General features: G+C 41.3%; 14 protein-coding genes. 7 read left to right on the plus strand and 7 right to left on the minus strand.

The window, feature by feature from the left end:
* Positions 1–104: 104 nt before the first annotated feature.
* Both FTT91_RS11565 and acnD read right to left on the minus strand, forming a co-directional pair.
* Positions 105–983, minus strand: a complete 879-nt coding sequence (locus tag FTT91_RS11565) for a P-loop ATPase, Sll1717 family (protein ID WP_180169483.1) — start codon at positions 981–983, stop codon at positions 105–107.
* A 78-nt stretch (positions 984–1,061) separates the two neighbouring features.
* A complete protein-coding gene (acnD, locus tag FTT91_RS11570; RefSeq protein WP_096901558.1) occupies positions 1,062–3,668 on the minus strand; it encodes a Fe/S-dependent 2-methylisocitrate dehydratase AcnD in 2,607 nt (868 codons plus the stop codon).
* A 257-nt stretch (positions 3,669–3,925) separates the two neighbouring features.
* On the opposite strand from acnD, the gene FTT91_RS11575 reads away from it, so the two are divergent.
* Both FTT91_RS11575 and FTT91_RS11580 read left to right on the plus strand, forming a co-directional pair.
* On the plus strand, positions 3,926–4,648 hold the full coding sequence (locus tag FTT91_RS11575) for a folate-binding protein YgfZ (protein WP_179993681.1): 723 nt from the start codon (positions 3,926–3,928) through the stop codon (positions 4,646–4,648).
* Positions 4,649–4,837: 189 nt separating this feature from the next.
* Positions 4,838–5,644: a tetratricopeptide repeat protein gene (locus tag FTT91_RS11580; RefSeq protein WP_026438287.1), complete on the plus strand. Its 807-nt coding sequence runs from the start codon at positions 4,838–4,840 to the stop codon at positions 5,642–5,644.
* Positions 5,645–5,746: 102 nt separating this feature from the next.
* Here the strand turns inward: FTT91_RS11580 and FTT91_RS11585 are convergent, their stop codons facing one another.
* Complete coding sequence (locus tag FTT91_RS11585; protein WP_096901559.1) at positions 5,747–6,679, minus strand: AEC family transporter; 933 nt, start codon at positions 6,677–6,679, stop codon at positions 5,747–5,749.
* 124 nt (positions 6,680–6,803) lie between these two features.
* Positions 6,804–7,940, minus strand: coding sequence for an NADH:flavin oxidoreductase/NADH oxidase (locus tag FTT91_RS11590; protein WP_180169484.1), 1,137 nt, complete (start codon positions 7,938–7,940; stop codon positions 6,804–6,806).
* Positions 7,941–8,228: 288 nt separating this feature from the next.
* On the opposite strand from FTT91_RS11590, the gene mutM reads away from it, so the two are divergent.
* Both mutM and FTT91_RS11600 read left to right on the plus strand, forming a co-directional pair.
* A complete protein-coding gene (mutM, locus tag FTT91_RS11595) occupies positions 8,229–9,089 on the plus strand; it encodes a bifunctional DNA-formamidopyrimidine glycosylase/DNA-(apurinic or apyrimidinic site) lyase (protein ID WP_004972419.1) in 861 nt (286 codons plus the stop codon).
* Entirely contained in the window at positions 9,086–9,364 is a 279-nt protein-coding gene (locus FTT91_RS11600; RefSeq protein ID WP_180169485.1) for a peptidylprolyl isomerase, read from the plus strand. Before mutM ends, FTT91_RS11600 begins: the two co-directional genes overlap by 4 nt.
* A 91-nt stretch (positions 9,365–9,455) precedes the next feature.
* Here the strand turns inward: FTT91_RS11600 and mscL are convergent, their stop codons facing one another.
* Positions 9,456–9,890: a large conductance mechanosensitive channel protein MscL gene (mscL, locus tag FTT91_RS11605; protein ID WP_004972423.1), complete on the minus strand. Its 435-nt coding sequence runs from the start codon at positions 9,888–9,890 to the stop codon at positions 9,456–9,458.
* A 200-nt stretch (positions 9,891–10,090) separates the two neighbouring features.
* Complete coding sequence (gene typA, locus FTT91_RS11610) at positions 10,091–11,929, minus strand: translational GTPase TypA (protein WP_004972424.1); 1,839 nt, start codon at positions 11,927–11,929, stop codon at positions 10,091–10,093.
* A 172-nt stretch (positions 11,930–12,101) separates the two neighbouring features.
* On the opposite strand from typA, the gene FTT91_RS11615 reads away from it, so the two are divergent.
* From FTT91_RS11615 to FTT91_RS11625, 3 genes are all read left to right on the plus strand, one after another.
* Positions 12,102–13,472: a uracil-xanthine permease family protein gene (locus FTT91_RS11615; protein WP_004972426.1), complete on the plus strand. Its 1,371-nt coding sequence runs from the start codon at positions 12,102–12,104 to the stop codon at positions 13,470–13,472.
* A 65-nt stretch (positions 13,473–13,537) separates the two neighbouring features.
* Positions 13,538–14,572, plus strand: coding sequence for a methyltransferase (locus tag FTT91_RS11620; protein WP_180169486.1), 1,035 nt, complete (start codon positions 13,538–13,540; stop codon positions 14,570–14,572).
* The gene (locus tag FTT91_RS11625; RefSeq protein WP_180169487.1) at positions 14,572–16,035 is read left to right on the plus strand and encodes an amino acid permease; all 1,464 of its coding nucleotides are present in this window, start codon (positions 14,572–14,574) and stop codon (positions 16,033–16,035) included. The genes FTT91_RS11620 and FTT91_RS11625 overlap by 1 nt, the downstream gene beginning before the upstream one ends.
* Before the next feature lie 503 nt (positions 16,036–16,538).
* Here the strand turns inward: FTT91_RS11625 and omp38 are convergent.
* Complete coding sequence (gene omp38, locus FTT91_RS11630) at positions 16,539–17,585, minus strand: outer membrane protein Omp38 (protein ID WP_180169488.1); 1,047 nt, start codon at positions 17,583–17,585, stop codon at positions 16,539–16,541.
* Positions 17,586–17,594 lie beyond the last annotated feature (9 nt).

Here is a 17,594-nt window from a genome sequence, read left to right on the forward strand (position 1 = left end):
GAAATTCATGCACGTGTAGCAGTCCTCAACAGATTTACGGAATTAGGTCGACCACTTACCCAAGTTACGCCTTAAATTTGGCTCAATTAGGGGCGCTTTGCATTTCAAATCTTTGTGCAACAAAGCCATTTAGCTTCTCTAGAAGTTGGATTAAATCTTTGAATATAACTAAGTATTTTTTTGGCTAAAATATACCTCATTAATTTAGTATTCCAAAATATTTCAATAATATATTGATCAATCTTATCTAAATCTTCTAGATGCCTTAGGCAAGCCCAAACATCACTACGTACTGTTGCTCTTACTCGTAAGTTTTTAAAGTCGAATGCTAATGATCTAATAGCACTAAAAAAAGATCCTACTCGATTTTGATAATCTTCATTATTTTTAAATTTTGAGTCTATATCATCGACCAATATCCAAACTGTTTGATCTGCATGTTCAATAAAATATCTTTCTAAAGTTGAATTAAAGTTTTCAGGAAAATTTTGTGTTATCTCAATATCCAATTTTGGAATCTTACTTTTAAATCTTGAAAGCAGTCCCCCCACAAAATTCTTACTTTTATACCCATCAAGTTCTGCCATTTCAACTAATGTCATATCATCACTACTAAGAGCAATCCCTATATTAGCTCCTAGAGTTATCATGATTTTTTTACAAATAACTTTCTTCCAATAGTTTTCTAAATAAGAATGGTCTTTTCCATTGAAATCACCTAACTCTAATAAATCATTTCCTTTTACATATATAATTAATGGATTATGATATTTTTCTTCGCTCTTTAATTTGGCAACAAGAAATTTTAGGAGTGCAGATTTCCCCATTCCTTTTCTAGCACTAACAATTGATAATTTACGATCTTCTTCGTAAAATTTATTAAACATTTCGTGCTCATAAAATGAAGACTTAAGTACATCTAAATCTTCATCCTCACCCGCTAAATTTCCAAATAATTTTTCATCATAAAATGGTAATTTCAACTTATTTCTCTTTAATAAAAACCCCACTGAACAGTAGGGCTTTTTATAAACAATATCAATAACTTTTAGCTTAAATTATCAAGCCACATTCCCTTCCAAAAAGTCCTGCGCAAAGCGTTGCAATACACCGCCCGCTTCATACACGGACACTTCCTCTTCAGTATCTAAACGACAGGTTACAGGCACTTCAATCGTTTGGTTTTTACCATCATCCGTTGAACGCTCAATCACCAAAGTCAAAGTCGAACGTGGCGCAATATTACCAATCACGCTATAAAGTTCCGTACCATCCAAACCTAAAGTTTTACGGTTAACACCCGCTTTAAACTCAAGTGGCAATACGCCCATACCCACCAAGTTGGTACGGTGAATACGCTCAAAACCTTCAGCCACAATTGCTTCCACACCCGCAAGACGCACGCCTTTTGCAGCCCAGTCACGGCTTGAACCCTGACCATAATCTGCACCCGCAATAATAATTAACGGCTGCTTACGGTTCATATAAGTTTCAATCGCTTCCCACATACGCATTACTTCGCCTTCTGGCTCAACACGCGCTTTAGAACCTTGCTTAATTGTGCCGTCTGAACGTACCACCATTTCATTAAACAATTTCGGATTCGCCAAAGTTGCACGCTGTGCAGTCAAATGATCACCGCGATGCGTTGCATAAGAGTTGAAATCTTCTTCTGGCAAGCCCATTTTTGCCAAATATTCCCCTGCTGCCGAGTCTAAAATAATCGCATTCGATGGAGATAAATGGTCTGTGGTGATGTTATCGCCCAAAATTGCCAACGGACGCATATTGGCTAAAGTACGTGGCGCAGCCAATGCACCTTCCCAATATGGTGGACGGCGGATATAAGTACTTTGTGGACGCCAGTCGTAGAGTGGACTTTCAGATTTTTCCGACTCTCCCAAATCGAACATTGGAATGTACACTTGGCGGAATTGTTCAGGTTTAACCGATTCTTTCACCAAAGCATCAATTTCAGCATCAGATGGCCAAATATCTTTCAGATAAATCGGGTTACCATTTTGATCTGTGCCCAAAGCATCTTTTTCGATGTCAAAACGAATCGTTCCTGCAATCGCATAAGCCACAACCAACGGTGGCGATGCCAAAAATGCTTGTTTCGCATACGGATGGATACGACCATCAAAGTTACGGTTACCCGACAGCACAGCAGTCGCATACAAGTCACGGTCAATAATTTCTTGTTGAATCGCTGGGTCTAATGCACCAGACATACCGTTACAAGTAGTACATGCATAAGCGACAATACCAAAACCAAGTTTTTCTAAGTCTTTCAGTACGCCTGCTTCTTCCAAATACAATGCAGCCGCTTTAGAACCTGGTGCAAATGATGATTTCACCCAAGGCTTACGCACTAAACCTAACTCATTGGCTTTACGTGCCAACAAACCTGCTGCTACAGTATTACGCGGGTTTGAGGTATTAGTACAAGAGGTAATCGCAGCAATGATGATGGCACCATCTGGCATTAAACCATCAGTACGGTTTTCAACCACACCTGCAATGCCTTTTTCTTTTAGGTCTGCAGTTGAAACACGTGCATGCGGATTCGATGGGCCTGCAATGTTACGAGTTACTGTTGAAAGGTCAAAACGTAATACACGTGGATACTCTGCCTGTGTCATTTCAGATGCCCAAAGACCAATTTCTTTAGCATAAGTTTCAACCAGTTTGACCTGATCTGCTTCACGACCTGTTAAGGTTAAATAGTCGATGGTGTTTTGATCGATGTAGAACATAGCGGCAGTTGCACCATATTCAGGTGTCATGTTGGAAATCGTGGCACGATCCCCCACCGACATGCTATCTGCACCTTCACCAAAGAATTCTAAATATGCACCGACCACACGTTCTTTACGCAAAAACTCGGTTAAAGCCAATACGATGTCCGTTGCCGTAATACCAGCCTGACGCTGACCGACCAACTCCACACCAATAATGTCTGGCAGACGCATCCAAGAAGCACGACCCAACATCACGTTTTCAGCTTCAAGACCGCCTACACCTACAGAAATGACACCCAAAGCATCGGTATGTGGTGTGTGTGAGTCTGTACCCACACAAGTATCTGGGAATGCAATGCCTTCACGGTTTTGAATGACTGGTGACATTTTTTCCAGATTAATCTGGTGCATGATGCCGTTGCCTGCAGGAATCACATCAACATTTTCAAATGCAGTTTTCGTCCATTCAATAAAGTGGAAACGGTCTTCATTACGACGATCTTCCACTTCACGGTTTTTACGGAAAGCATCTGGGTCAAAACCGCCATATTCCACAGCTAAAGAGTGATCGACAATTAACTGGGTAGGTACGACAGGATTCACTTTAGAAGGATCGCCACCTTGATCGGCAATTGCATCACGTAAACCTGCTAAGTCAACGAGCGCAGTTTGCCCCAAGATGTCGTGACATACCACACGCGCTGGATACCACGGAAAATCATGCTCTTGTTTACGCTCAATCAATTGTTTTAAAGATTGTTCTAAAATTGCAGGATCACAACGGCGCACTAACTGTTCTGCAAGTACTTTTGAGGTATAAGGAAGTTTGGCATAGGCGCCTGGCTGGATATCTTCAACGGCTTGACGCACGTCATAAAAATCGAGCTGAGTGCCTTGCAGCGGTTTGCGGTAGTTGTTATTCATCTGGTATTCGCCCTTACTCTATTGTTCTCAACATCTTATGGGATGATTGTTTCCACCCGTCGAAAGCATTGTACGCTGCCAAAAACCCATTTCCCAAATCTGATATATTTCATACACTTAAATGCAAAAATAGCGGTTTTTGCAATAATTAGTTACATTTCAAGTAAAATTCTTGCCTGAAAAATGCATTTTTTCTAAAAATAGCGCAAAATTGACCTCATTCTTTAGTCTTAGATTTCATTCTGAAAAGGGTTTTCATGCGCGATTTAGCTTTCTGTGCTTTGAGTTTAAACGGTGTAGATGCACAAAAATTTCTCCAAGGTCAGGTGACCGTCAATGTCGAAGCTTTGGCTGAAAATACAACGTGTTATACGGCTATTTGTAGTTTAAAAGGACGTGTGCAGTTTGGTTTATGGCTTAAAAAAATCTCGTCCGAATGTTTTGAAATCATCAGCACAGCCGACCAAGCCGAAGATTTAGCCAAACACATTAAAAAGTTTGGTGCATTTTCAAAAATGCAGCTTGAAACCATCGGTACGGTTTACCCAACCATTCAGGGCAATCAAACTGAATTTTCAGCTGAAGTGACTGATTTAAACGCATGGCAACTACAAGCGATTGAAACAGGTCAGGCATGGATTCAAGCCTCAACAGCAGAAGTGTTTCAACCGCAGGAATTGCGTTTGCATCAACGAGATGGCGTGCATTATGACAAAGGCTGTTATTTGGGTCAGGAAGTCGTGGCACGTTTATGGTTTAAAGCCAAACCAAAACATTGGTTGCATTTAATTCAGGGTTCAGGCGAAGCACCTGCACCTGCCGCCAAACTGAATAATGATGTGGAAGTGGTGAATAGCATAGCGACTGCAGAAGGTTTTAAAGCGTTGGTGGTTGCCAAACCAAGTGCTTTGGAAGAGTTAGCTGTACAAGTATTGGCTTTGCCTGAACATTTGAATGGCGATGTTGCACGTCCGCAATAAAATAGATTCCACCCGCTCAGGTTAAGGGAGTCGCAAGATTCCCTTCAAATGACAATGAAAAAAAGGCATTCGTACACATTTTTTATATTTACATTCACACTTTTCAACTTATGATGAATGCACCACTGTAAAAACAAAACGCACATCAACGGAATGATGTGTAAAAGAGAACAAGGTACAACTCAAATGATGAAAAAACTACTCATTGCGGGTGCAATCGCCCTATCTAGCAGCATCAGTATGGCAAATAGCAACATTCCAACCGATCCTGCTTTTGCCAAAATTGAACAATTAATGCAAGCCAACAAGGTTAAAGATGCCTATCAGGAATTAGAAAAGCTTGCCAAAACAGGCAATGCGCAAGCCATGTATAACTTAGGCTATTTGACACAAACTGGACAAGGCACAGCAAAAAATGAAAAGAAAGCCATTCAGTTGTATGAGCAATCTGCCCAAAAAGGCTACCCTGTTGCGAGTTATGTTTTAGGCAAAAACTATCTTACTGGCGCACTGGGTTTAAAACAGGATGCTGCTAAAGCCAAACAATATTTACAGACGGCATCCAATCAGGGTTTTAATGATGCCACAGTCGATTTAGCCGTTTTATATTTCTCGGAAAATACGGCAGCATCTGACCAAAAAGGTTTAAAACTATTACAACCTTTAATTGCCAAAGATCATTATCAAGCCATACATGCAAAAGCCTTGTACGAAATTAGCACAGGCTTTAAAAACAAAGATGAAGCACCAATTAAGCAAGGGCTGCAAAGCATTCAAAACTTGGCGCAAAAGGGTTATATTCCTGCACTCATGGCAGTGGGCAATATGTTTGTGAATGGCAATATCGTGCCGCAAAACTTGCCTGAAGCGAAAAAGATTTTTGCCTCACTGGCACAGGAAAATGTAGCGCAAGCCAAAGAATCATTGGCTGTGGTTGAAAAAATGATGGCAGATCAAGCCAAAGCTTCCAACAAGGCAACCGCTAAGAAAAGTTAAGATAGTTTCTTTATAAAGGCTATTAATCAGAGAAATTTTAAAAAAAGTCTGTATCAGCATGGTACAGACTTTTTTTATGATTTGAGCACTTCGATACCGTTGCTATAAATACTTACCCGATTGTGTCAATAAAATCGCCACCATCACAAAACCAAAAACTGTACTCAACACCAAGGGGGCTAAGGCTTTTTCATGTAAACCATAGTGCTGCCCGAAAATACCAAAGGCAATTGGCATTGGTAAAGCCGCAAGCAAAGTCCCGACAAATAGCATTTCTCGGTTCACATCTAATGCCCATAAAATTCCAAAAATCGTGAGTGGCATCAGCAATACTTTGAATGCAACCAAAACAATACTTTGCAAATTCACCGACTTGATTTGCATGCCGACCAAACTTCCACCAATCACAAATAAAGCCAAAGGTGAAGCAGTTTTGCCCAACATTTCCAGCACTTGTGCAATAGCTTGCGGCAGTTTGAAATTCAACAATACGCACAGCATACCCAATAAAATAGATAAAATTACTGGATTTTTCAGTAAGCGCTGCACAGTTTCGGCATACACCTGCCAACCTGATTTCGCTGAAGATTGTAGCCCTCGTTCTGCCAAAATCAGCATCAATGCCACAATAATTAAATTTTCGACAATTAAAGTTAAAGACAAATAAATTGCCGATTGACTGCCAATCAACAAAGTCAAAATAGCAGTGCCAATAAACCCTGTATTTGACATTGATGCACCCATTGCCAAGACACTGGCATGGGTTAAGTTTGAATTAAAATAATGCCGATACAGTAAAAAGGCAAAGATAAACAGCAGAATAGAACCGCCACCGTAACCTAAAAAATAAGCGGGATGCCAGATTTCTGACAAACTTTTACTGGCCAATGCCTGCAATAGAAATGCAGGCAACGCCACTTTCATGACAAATTGACCTAGAAACTGAATCGCACTGGTCTCAATAAATTGGCTTCTGACGGCAAAATATCCCAACAGTACTACGGTACAAATGGGAAATAAAATACTCAGTAACACCCTGACATCCTTTTTCAGTGTTGCCCATGATCGACATGGTTTTTACTGATTTACCTTACACCGAATCTCCCTATAAAGCACGGCAAAATAGTTTAAGTTTCACTTATTTTAAGCAGATAAAATATTAGGATTCCACTTCCGTATCTGTGGATTTAAACGGCGCAAATAAAGTACGAAACCCACGCGGCTGACAGCGCAAATATTGCGGGGCAATCTCAATTTTTTCACCCAATTCTGCCGCAGCATGCCATGGCCAACGAGGGTCATATAAAATCGCACGTGCGATCGCAATCGCATCGGCCTGTTCATATTGCAAAATACCTTCTGCCTGCATCGCTTCGGTAATCAAACCCACCGCAATTACAGGAATTTTTACAGCTTGCTTAATGGCATGTGCAAATGGTGTTTGATAACCCGCATGTAAATCAATTTTTTGATCGACATGCAAACCACCGCTCGACACGTGAATATAAGCCGCACCTAAATGCTCCAGTGCTTTTGCCAAACCTACTGAAGATTCCACATTCCAACCCTCTGCATCATCCATCCAGTCTGTTGCAGAAATTCGCACCCCAATTGGATAGCCTTTTGGTACAGCATTTTGAATGGCTTGAAATACTTCCAATGTAAGGCGAATCCGATTTTCCAAACTGCCGCCATATTCATCTTGGCGGTGATTAGACAATGGCGACATAAATTGATGCAATAAATAGCCATGTGCGGCATGAATTTCGATTAAGTCAAAACCTGCATCCACCGCTCGCACTGCGGCGCTGGCAAAGTCTGCAATGACCTGTTGAATTTCATCTTGCGTTAAAGCATGCGGTGGATGTTCGTGCGATTGAAATGGCAACTCACTGACCGATACCGTCTGCCAGCCATGTTCTTCATTCGGTGCAAACTGTCCTTTGCCCTGCCACGGTTTATCGGTTGAAGCTTTACGACCCGCATGTGCCAACTGCACAGCAAATGGCATAGGCGATAAACTTTTAACTTTATGCAATAGTGCTTTCATCTGCGCACGCTGCATGTCATTCCATAAGCCTAAATCTGCATAACTAATACGTCCTTCTGCCTGCACTGCCGTGGCTTCTACTATACACATCCCTGCGCCGGACAAGGCATAATTGGCCCATTGCTGCTCATGCCAATAGCTCAATTCACCTTGTTCATTGGCAGAATATTGACACATCGGGGCGATAACAATTTTGTTGGCAAGTTGCAGTGATCCAAATTGAATCGGCTGAAAAAGTAATGTCACGCTGCAAGCCCTCATACAGTGCGATTCACCAAAAGCGAATCATTAAATAAAAAAGAAGTAATCACTCAGAATCTGCCATCTGTTTTAGATGGTTTTTCTATAATAGATGTTTAAAAATGATTTATTTATAACGTGTTGTATGGTTTTTGCAAAGCCTGCTTTTGTTTTACACAGAATAATTTTGCGACAGCACACTATGGCTTGTATTCTATGGATAATGCCCAATATTAAGCGCATTACTGTATGTCCTTGCCTGCTTAATTTCTAAAAGCGGATTGAATTTGTACCATGCCAGAATTACCAGAAGTTGAAACTACCAAAACTAGTCTATTGCCGCTACTTGATCAAAAAGTCCTGAATGTAGAAGTACGTCAAGCCAATTTACGCTGGCCCATTCCAGAAAACCTACATAAACTCACAGGACAAAAATTACTGCAATTGACCCGCAGATCCAAATACATTCTGGCGCAATTTGAACAGGACAGCATGTTGTGGCATTTAGGCATGTCGGGCAGTTTTCGTCTTTGCGATGCGCAGGAAGATTTACGCAAACACGACCATTTGATTATTCAGTTTGAAGATATACAATTGCGCTACCACGACCCACGTCGCTTTGGCTGTATTTTATGGCTAAATGAAAGCTCTCAACGCAAACTGATAGATCCACTTGGCCCTGAGCCGTTGAGTGATGCCTTTAACCCCGACTATCTTGCACAGAAGCTCAAAAACAAAAATGTTGGCATCAAAGTTGCAATTATGGATAACCATGTCGTGGTGGGTGTGGGCAATATTTATGCCACGGAAAGTCTGTTTAATTTAGGTATTCACCCTGCACAACCTGCATCATCACTCAGTTTGAAACAGATTGAAAAACTAGTGCTCGAAATCAAACGCATTTTAAAACAAGCGATTGATTTAGGCGGTTCGACCTTACGTGATTACAGCAATGCAATGGGCGAAAATGGCTATTTCCAACAAACCTTGTTGGCGTATGGACGTGCAGGTGAAATGTGTGTGAACTGTGAAACCACACTGGAAAATTTAAAACTGGGCCAACGTGCCTCGGTATTTTGTCCTGAATGTCAGCCTTTGAAAAAAGTACTCACTTCGACTAAAGCTGCAACAAGCAAACGAGGTAAAAAAGTATGAGAACCGCTATTATCCGTCATATCTTAGTGAAAGATAAAGAAACCTGTGAACAACTGAAAAAGCGGATTCAATCAGGTGCTGATTTTGCCAAAATTGCCAAACAATTTTCGACCTGCCCTTCAGGAAAAAAAGGTGGGGAATTGGGTGAGGTCAAAAAAGGACAATTGGTACCCGTGATTGATAAATTAGTGTTTACCGCAGCAGAACGCGTACTACACGGCCCTGTAAAAAGTCAGTTTGGTTTTCATTTGGTAGAAGTAAAGTTTCGGATGTAATTTTTATGCCTTCAGCGCCTCTCCATCCTAGAGAATAGGGTGCAAACAAACGGCGCATAAAGCGCCGTTTGTTTTGATTGCGTATTAAAAATTATTGACGTTTTTTCAATTCATCACGGATTTCACGTAGCAACGCGATATCTTCTGGCGTTGCTGCTGGTTCTGGCGCTGCTTCTTCTTGTTTACGGCGCATACGATTAATCATTTTCACCATTAAGAACACCACCCATGCCAAAATGATGAAGTTAATTAAAATCGTAAGGAAGTTACCATAGGTCAGGACATTTACACCTGCTTTGGTTAACTCATCTAAAGACTGTAAATTGTTTGGGTTATCGCCCAAAACAAAGAACTTTTGTGTGAAATCCACACCACCGCCAGTGATCACAGTAATCAATGGCATGATGATATCTTTCACTAATGAGTCAACAATTTTACCAAATGCCCCACCAATAATCACACCGACAGCCAAGTCGATCATATTGCCTTTTACCGCAAATTCGCGGAACTCTTGAATAATACTCATTTAAATCTCCAGTTTTTTTTGACTTTAATTTATGTGACGAAGTATACATTAACTTTATAGCTTCATTTCCACGTAATTTACTTGGAAATCATCTGCTTTTATATATTGGTTTGCTAATTTAAACAAAAAAATGCCATCAATAAATTGATGGCATTTTTAAATTTTGCTGCCCCGCATGAGGACAACATCATTTTTAAAACTTATTTACCAGAACGGTTACGTTTACGTTCGTTTTCAGTCAACCAGCGTTTACGGATACGGATTGACTTAGGTGTTACTTCAACTAATTCATCATCTTCAATAAATTCAAGCGCTTGTTCAAGCGTGAATTCAATTGCAGGTACCAATGTCAACGCATCATCAGTACCAGAAGCACGTACGTTAGTTAACTGTTTCGCTTTAGTTGGGTTAACTGTCATGTCGTCTGAACGAGAGTTAATCCCTACGATCATACCTTCGTAAACTTCTAACTGAGGTTTAGCAAATAGACGACCACGGTCCTGCAATGTGAACAATGCATAGCCAAGGCAAGTACCTTGAACCATAGAAATCAACACACCGTTTTGACGTTTCGCAACTTGACCTGCTTTCATTGGGCCATAGTGTGAGAAGCTTGACGTCATGATACCCGTACCAGAAGTCATGGTCATGAATTCAGAACGGAAACCAATTAAACCACGTGAAGGCACAGTGGCTTCAATACGGATACGACCTTTACCGTCTACTTCCATATTGGTCATCTCACCTTTACGGTTACCCATTTGTTCCATCACAGCGCCTTGGTGCTGTTCTTCTACGTCAAAAGTCACGTTTTCGTATGGTTCTTGCATTTCGCCATCAATCTCTTTCAAGATGACTTGCGGACGAGATACACCCATTTCGAAGCCTTCACGGCGCATGTTTTCAATCAATACAGAAAGGTGAAGCTCACCACGACCAGATACTTTGAAACGGTCTGGACTGTCAGTATCTTCTACACGAAGTGCAACGTTGTGAATTAATTCGCGGTCTAGACGTTCACGAATGTTACGTGAAGTCACGAACTTACCTTCTTTACCCGCAAAAGGTGAGTTGTTGACTTGGAATGTCATCGATACGGTTGGTTCGTCTACAGAAAGCGGCGGTAAAGCTTCTACATTTTTCGGATCACAAATCGTGTCAGAAATATGTAATTCGTCCATGCCTGTTACACAAACGATGTCACCTGCAGATGCAGATTCGATGTCGATACGCTCTAAACCGTGGTAACCCATGATTTTTAAGATACGACCGTTACGTGTTTTGCCTTCTTGGTCAATCACGGTTACAGGTGTATTCAATTTCACAGAACCACGTTGAATACGACCCACACCAATCACACCCACGAAACTATTATAGTCAAGTGAAGAGACTTGCATTTGGAATGGACCATCAACATCAACTGCTGGTGGCTCGACGATATCTACAATTGTTTGGAATAACGGCGTCATATCTTCCGCTAATTCGTCTGGCGCAGGACCAGCAACACCACGTAAGCCTGATGCATATACGATTGGGAAGTCTAATTGGTCATCGGTTGCACCCAAGTTATCAAACAAGTCAAATACTTGATCAATAACCCAGTCTGGACGCGCGTTTGGCTTGTCTACTTTGTTGATGATCACGATTGGCTTCAAACCACGTGCGAACGCTTTTTGCGTTACGAAACGTGTTTGTGGCATTGGGCCTTCTTGTGAGTCAACCAAAAGAAGTACGCAATCCACCATCGACATTACACGTTCAACTTCGCCACCGAAGTCGGCGTGTCCCGGGGTGTCCACAATGTTAATGCGGTATTCAGTATCAGTACGTTTGTCTAACCATTTGATTGCAGTGTTTTTTGCAAGAATGGTAATACCACGTTCACTTTCAATAGCGCCTGAATCCATGACACGCTCAATCTCGCCCGCTCGTTCACCGAGTGCGCCCGATTGTTGTAAAAGTTTATCCACAAGAGTTGTTTTTCCGTGGTCAACGTGCGCAATAATTGCGATGTTGCGGAGAGTTTTAATATCAGACATTTAAATTCAATACGCTATAAATTTGAGGGCAAATTATACAGAAAAATACTAAAGTTTTATAGTGACACTTTATTGACACACACAATTTTTTTTGATGAGTGGCGTGCTTTGGGTTTTGTAATGCTGTGTAACTCGATTAGAATAGCGCCACTTTTGCAATTTTTTATGACTCATGTCTGATTTAAACCACTCTCCCCACCCAAAAGACCAGCTCGATTTGGTCTATGGTCTGAATGACCGTCCAAAACCATTCATCGCTTTTTTAGCAGCTTTTCAGCATTTACTGGCAATTATTGTTCCGATTGTCACACCAGGCCTCTTAATTTGCTTGGCTTTAGGCGTTTCCAAACAAGATACCAACATGATCTTGTCAATGTCTTTGGTCATTTCAGGCATTGCAACCTTTTTACAATGTAAAAAAGTCGGCCCTTTTGGTGCAGGTTTGCTCATTGTGCAAGGCACCAGTTTTAACTTTATTGGCCCAATCATTGGTATTGGCTCTGCTATGGTTGCCGCAGGCACACCTGTTGAATCGGTCATGGCGGCAATTTTTGGCGTGGTCATTGCAGGTTCGTTTATTGAAATGGGCGTATCGCAAATTTTACCGTGGGTCAAAAAGCTGATTACCCCATTGGTCACTGGTATTGTGGTACTTCTCATTGGTTTGACCTTAATTAAAGAAGGTTTAATCAGTATGGGCGGTGGCTACCAAGCCATGAGCAATAATACCTTTGCCAATACCGACAACCTGATTATGTCGTGTACCGTCTTGGCAATTATTATTATTTTGAACCGCATCAATATCACGTGGATTAAAAGCTCTGCCATTTTAATTGCCTTGGTGATTGGTTATGCAATGGCAGGCATGATGGGTCATCTCGACTTTTCAGGTCTGAAAGATGCCCCTCTGGTACAAGTGCCGACTCCGATGCATTTTGGACTGGATTTCTCTTGGAGCTTATTCATTCCATTGGCATTTATTTATTTGGTGACGTCATTAGAAGCCATTGGTGATATTACCGCGACCTCTAAACTCTCCAATCAACCTGTCGATGGCCCACAATGGATGCAACGCATTAAAGGCGGTGTATTGGTAAATGGCGCTAACTCATTCTTGGCAGGGATTTTCAACACCTTTCCAAGTTCGGTATTTGCCCAAAATAATGGCGTGATTCAACTTACAGGTGTTGCTAGCCGTTATGTCGGCATTTGGATTGCTGCCCTACTCATCATTTTAGGTTTACTTCCTGCAGTTGCAGGTGTGATTCAGGCTGTGCCTCAAGCCGTACTAGGTGGTGCTGTGATGGTGATGTTTGGTGCCGTTGCCGCTTCGGGAATCAATATTCTTTCAGGTGTCGCTTTAGATCGTCGTGCCTTACTGATTATTGCAATTTCATTAGGCTTAGGCTTAGGTGTTGCACAAGTGCCACAAATTCTGGAACACTTACCTGAATTATTCCGTAATATTTTCAGTTCAGGCGTTGCAACAGGCGGTATTGCAGCACTCATTTTAAATATTGTGCTTCCTGAAACTAAAAAGTAATTGCATGTCCAAAAAACACTGTCTGAGCTGAACTTGGGCAGTGTTTTTCTATTGGAGAGAGAACCATGAACCCCCAAAGCGAAGTTTTACTCAGACAATATGACTATTTGTCTGGTCGCGTTCTACTGATCAATGCCCCGACCGATCAACTCCTCGCAGAATTGGGTGACTCAATCCAAACTTCTGTTTGGACATGGAATTTTAACGACTATCAATACTTTCAAAATCGACAGGCGCAAGTGCATTTTGGTGCAGAATTGCCTGCAGGTGAATTTGATCAGGCTGTTATTTTTGTGCCGAAATCCAAGGAACTGCTCAATTACCTGATTCACACCATTGCCGCACAACTCCCACAAGGCAGCAGCGTATTTTTAGTCGGTGAAAAGAAAGCAGGAATTGAACGGGCTGCAAAGCAATTACAACCTTATGGCAAAACACTCAAACTAGATAGCGCCCGCCACTGCCAACTATGGCAGCTGATTTTAGACTGCAAGGTTCAAACTAAAGCCTTAGCAGATTGGGTGCAAAGCTATACAGTTGCTACACCTAAAGGTGATTTACAGATTTGTGCATTGCCGGGTGTATTTAGCCAAAAACACTTAGATGTTGGCACAGCTGTGTTATTACCTTATTTAAATCAGGTGACTGCTGGAAAAATTGCAGATTTTGGCTGTGGTGCGGGTGTGATCAGTGCTTACTTAGCCAAACTTAACCCTGAAAATCGTATTTTTGCCTTAGATGTCGATGCCTTTGCTTTAGCCTCAACACAAATGACGTTTGAAAAAAATCAACTCAACCCACAACAGCTTGAAATTAAAGCCGTGACAGGCATTGAGGATGCACCGTTATTTTTGCATGCCATCGTGAGTAATCCCCCGTTCCACCAAGGCATTCAAACACATTACGATGCCAGTGAAAATCTGTGTAAAACTTCACGTCGTCACCTGAAGTCGGGTGGTGAACTTTGGATCGTGGCCAATCGCTTTTTAAATTATCCACTCTTAATTGAACAAAGTTTCGGTCAATGCACAATCAAGGCAGATCAACAAGGCTTTAAAGTACTGTTTGCCAGTACTCAAAAAAATACGAAGGACGCATGATGAGCGAAACTCAAAACAATCGACAGTTACAGCGTAAGCTCGGTGCGCGTCATTTAAACATGATCGCCATTGGTGGCTCAATTGGTACAGGTTTATTCCTTGCCTCAGGGGCAACTATTGCCAACGCAGGTCCTGGAGGCGCCTTACTTGCGTATGCCCTCATTGGTGTGATGATTTATTTCTTGATGACCAGTTTAGGGGAACTTGCCACCCACAATCCAACGTCTGGGGCTTTCTTTACCTATGGCAGTAAATATGTCGAAGGTGGTTTCGGTTTTGCACTAGGTTGGAACTATTGGTACAACTGGGCTATTACCGTGGCATTTGAATTGGTTGCGGTGCAATTCATCATGAAATTTTGGTTTCCTGATATTCCTGGCTTTTACTGGAGTGCATTATTTTTAGCGGTGGTTTTCGCAATTAACGCATTAACCGTCAGAGGTTTTGGTGAGTCTGAGTTCTTCTTTTCTTTGGTCAAAGTACTTGCGATTGTGGCATTCATCATTATCGGTATTTTTATGATTGTCAAAATCATGCTCAACCCTGATGTTGCTACATTTGCCAATTGGAACAAAGGCGAAGCGCCATTTGTAGGTGGACTATCTGCCTTAATTGGTGTGGCGATGATTGCAGGATTCTCATTTCAAGGTACTGAAATGGTTGGCGTTGCAGCGGGTGAATCTAAAAATCCTAAGAAAACAATTCCGATTGCAATTAAACAAATCTTCTGGCGTATTTTATTGTTTTATATCGTGTGTATTTTCATTATTGGTACCTTAATCGCCTATGATGACCCACGTTTACTTCAAGCAGCCGCCACCGATAACATTGCACTCTCTCCGTTTACTTTACTGTATGAACAGGCAGGCTTTGCCTTTGCCGCAAGTGTCATGAATGCAGTAATTTTAACTGCGATTCTTTCTGCTGGTAACTCGGGTATGTATTCATCGACCCGTATGCTATTTGATATGGCACGTAAAGGCAGTGCACCAAAAGCTTTTGCCCGCTTAGATGCTCGTGGCGTCCCAATGAATGCACTGTATGCCACAACAGCAATCGCTGCACTATGTTTTTTAACAACATTTATTGGTGAAAAACAAGTATTTAACTGGCTTCTGAATATGTCAGGCATGTGTGGCTTTATCGTTTGGCTCGGAATTGCTGTATCGCATTACCGCTTCCGTAAAGGCTATTTGGCACAAGGCTACAAACTTGAAGATTTAGATTACCGCGCCAAATTCTTTCCTTTTGCGCCATGGTTTGCCTTTATTTTGTGTGCAATTGTCGTGTTAGGGCAAAACTACCAAGCAGTGCTCGAAGGTGAATGGCTCGCTGTTTTATCGACTTATATTGGTATTCTTTTGTTCTTGGTCATTTGGTTAGGCTATAAATGGAAACACAAAACCAAACTGATTGCATATCAGGATATGGATGTGAAACCACTACACCCTGATCATGACTAAAAAAGTTCTTCTTCAGTTTCACTACATTTAAGAAGCTAAGGTTCAAAAAAACAGCCAACATTTGGCTGTTTTTTTATGGCGTAAATTTAAGACAAATTCTATTTTTAAAATATTTTTGTAATCAATATTACGGCGAGAGATCACGCCACAAACTGCTCAATGTTGATTTTATAGTCGCTAAACAACGACTTGATTGGCTGATGGACAACCAGTCCATGTATCTTGTTTCAAAATTTGATCTGGGGCACCGCTTTGGAGTTTTTAAATGAATTGACGATAAACTTGATATAAAAATTCGGCTTAGTTTACGAGTCAACAAACCGAAATATTAAGCACCGTCAGCCTCTACCTTATTTACTCATTATTCTAAAAATCATACTTTTACAATATTTTTTAAACGTATTGAATGTAAATCATTTCAGGCACTTTCTAATCCAGACACCTCATAAAAGAGAAGCATAAAAAAACGACTCCGAAGAGTCGTTTTTTCAACTTAACTCAAATTATTGAGCTTGTTGTTCAACAGTCACTGTACGGCTGCCAGTGATCGTCGCGAATACACGACGGTTCATAGCACGACCTTCTTTAGTGTTGTTGTCAGCAATCGGTTGATCCCAAGCGAAACCTTGAGTAGACAAACGAGCTGGATCTACATTGTATTCATTTACAAGTGAAGATTTAACAGAGTTTGCACGCGCTAAAGATAAACGTTCGTTCAATGCACGTGGACCAGTGTTGTCAGTGTGACCTTCGATGCGAGCAGTAGCGTTTGGATATTCAACTAACTTCTCAGCAACTTTAGCGATTTCTGGCTTGTACTGATCTTTGATGTTTGATTTGTTCGTATCAAAGAACACACGAAGTTCCATGTTCAGGTCTTCAGTCAACTCTTGTGGAGCTGGTTGAACTGGAGCAACAGGTTCAACTGGAGCAACTTCTACTACAGGAGCAGCAGGCTTCAAGTGACCGCCAAGAACTACGTTAAGACCAGCTAAAGCTGTATAGTTCCAGAAATCTTCATCAATGTTATAAGTTGCACGTGCTTCTGTACGAAGAGATAGCGCATCGTTTAGGCGGAAGAAAGCACCTAAACCTGCATTACCTAAAGTACCTTCTTCTTCAAGACCACGATCACCACGTCCAGCAGCCGAATCCAATTCATACTTATAGTGACCAGCACCTAAAAGTACGTATGGCTTGATTTTGCTGTCATAGTTTTTAGTGATCAAATCAGAAGTAGCGTAGAAGTTACCATTGATTTGAGTTTGTTTATATTCTGCACCTGGGATTGTGTATTCTGAATCACCTTTTACTTGGTTGTATTCAACTTCAAAACCTAACCAAGGAGTAAGTTCTACACCTAACGCTGCACCAACAAACAAATCATCTTGAATCTCTTGACCAAGATCAGTCAAGTGTTCAGAACCATTGTTGTGTTTAGTATCTTGCCAAGTGTAACCAAGCATTAATGGGGTAATAGTTACGCCCGCGTTTGCAGCAGCTAAAGGAGCAGCTACGAGCATTGCTAATGCAATACGACTCATTTTCATGGATTTATC

The sequence above is a fragment of the Acinetobacter sp. YH12021 genome (genome assembly GCF_013420145.1).
Lineage (GTDB): Bacteria > Pseudomonadota > Gammaproteobacteria > Pseudomonadales > Moraxellaceae > Acinetobacter > Acinetobacter towneri.

Coding starts and splice junctions, on each gene's coding strand:
- acnD (WP_096901558.1), bottom strand. CDS start 3,668: ATGAATAACAACTACCGCAAACCGCTGCAAGGCACTCAGCTCGATTTT.
- FTT91_RS11575 (WP_179993681.1), top strand. CDS start 3,926: ATGCGCGATTTAGCTTTCTGTGCTTTGAGTTTAAACGGTGTAGATGCA.
- FTT91_RS11580 (WP_026438287.1), top strand. CDS start 4,838: ATGAAAAAACTACTCATTGCGGGTGCAATCGCCCTATCTAGCAGCATC.
- mutM (WP_004972419.1), top strand. CDS start 8,229: ATGCCAGAATTACCAGAAGTTGAAACTACCAAAACTAGTCTATTGCCG.
- FTT91_RS11600 (WP_180169485.1), top strand. CDS start 9,086: ATGAGAACCGCTATTATCCGTCATATCTTAGTGAAAGATAAAGAAACC.
- mscL (WP_004972423.1), bottom strand. CDS start 9,890: ATGAGTATTATTCAAGAGTTCCGCGAATTTGCGGTAAAAGGCAATATG.
- typA (WP_004972424.1), bottom strand. CDS start 11,929: ATGTCTGATATTAAAACTCTCCGCAACATCGCAATTATTGCGCACGTT.
- FTT91_RS11615 (WP_004972426.1), top strand. CDS start 12,102: ATGTCTGATTTAAACCACTCTCCCCACCCAAAAGACCAGCTCGATTTG.
- FTT91_RS11620 (WP_180169486.1), top strand. CDS start 13,538: ATGAACCCCCAAAGCGAAGTTTTACTCAGACAATATGACTATTTGTCT.
- FTT91_RS11625 (WP_180169487.1), top strand. CDS start 14,572: ATGAGCGAAACTCAAAACAATCGACAGTTACAGCGTAAGCTCGGTGCG.
- omp38 (WP_180169488.1), bottom strand. CDS start 17,585: ATGAAAATGAGTCGTATTGCATTAGCAATGCTCGTAGCTGCTCCTTTA.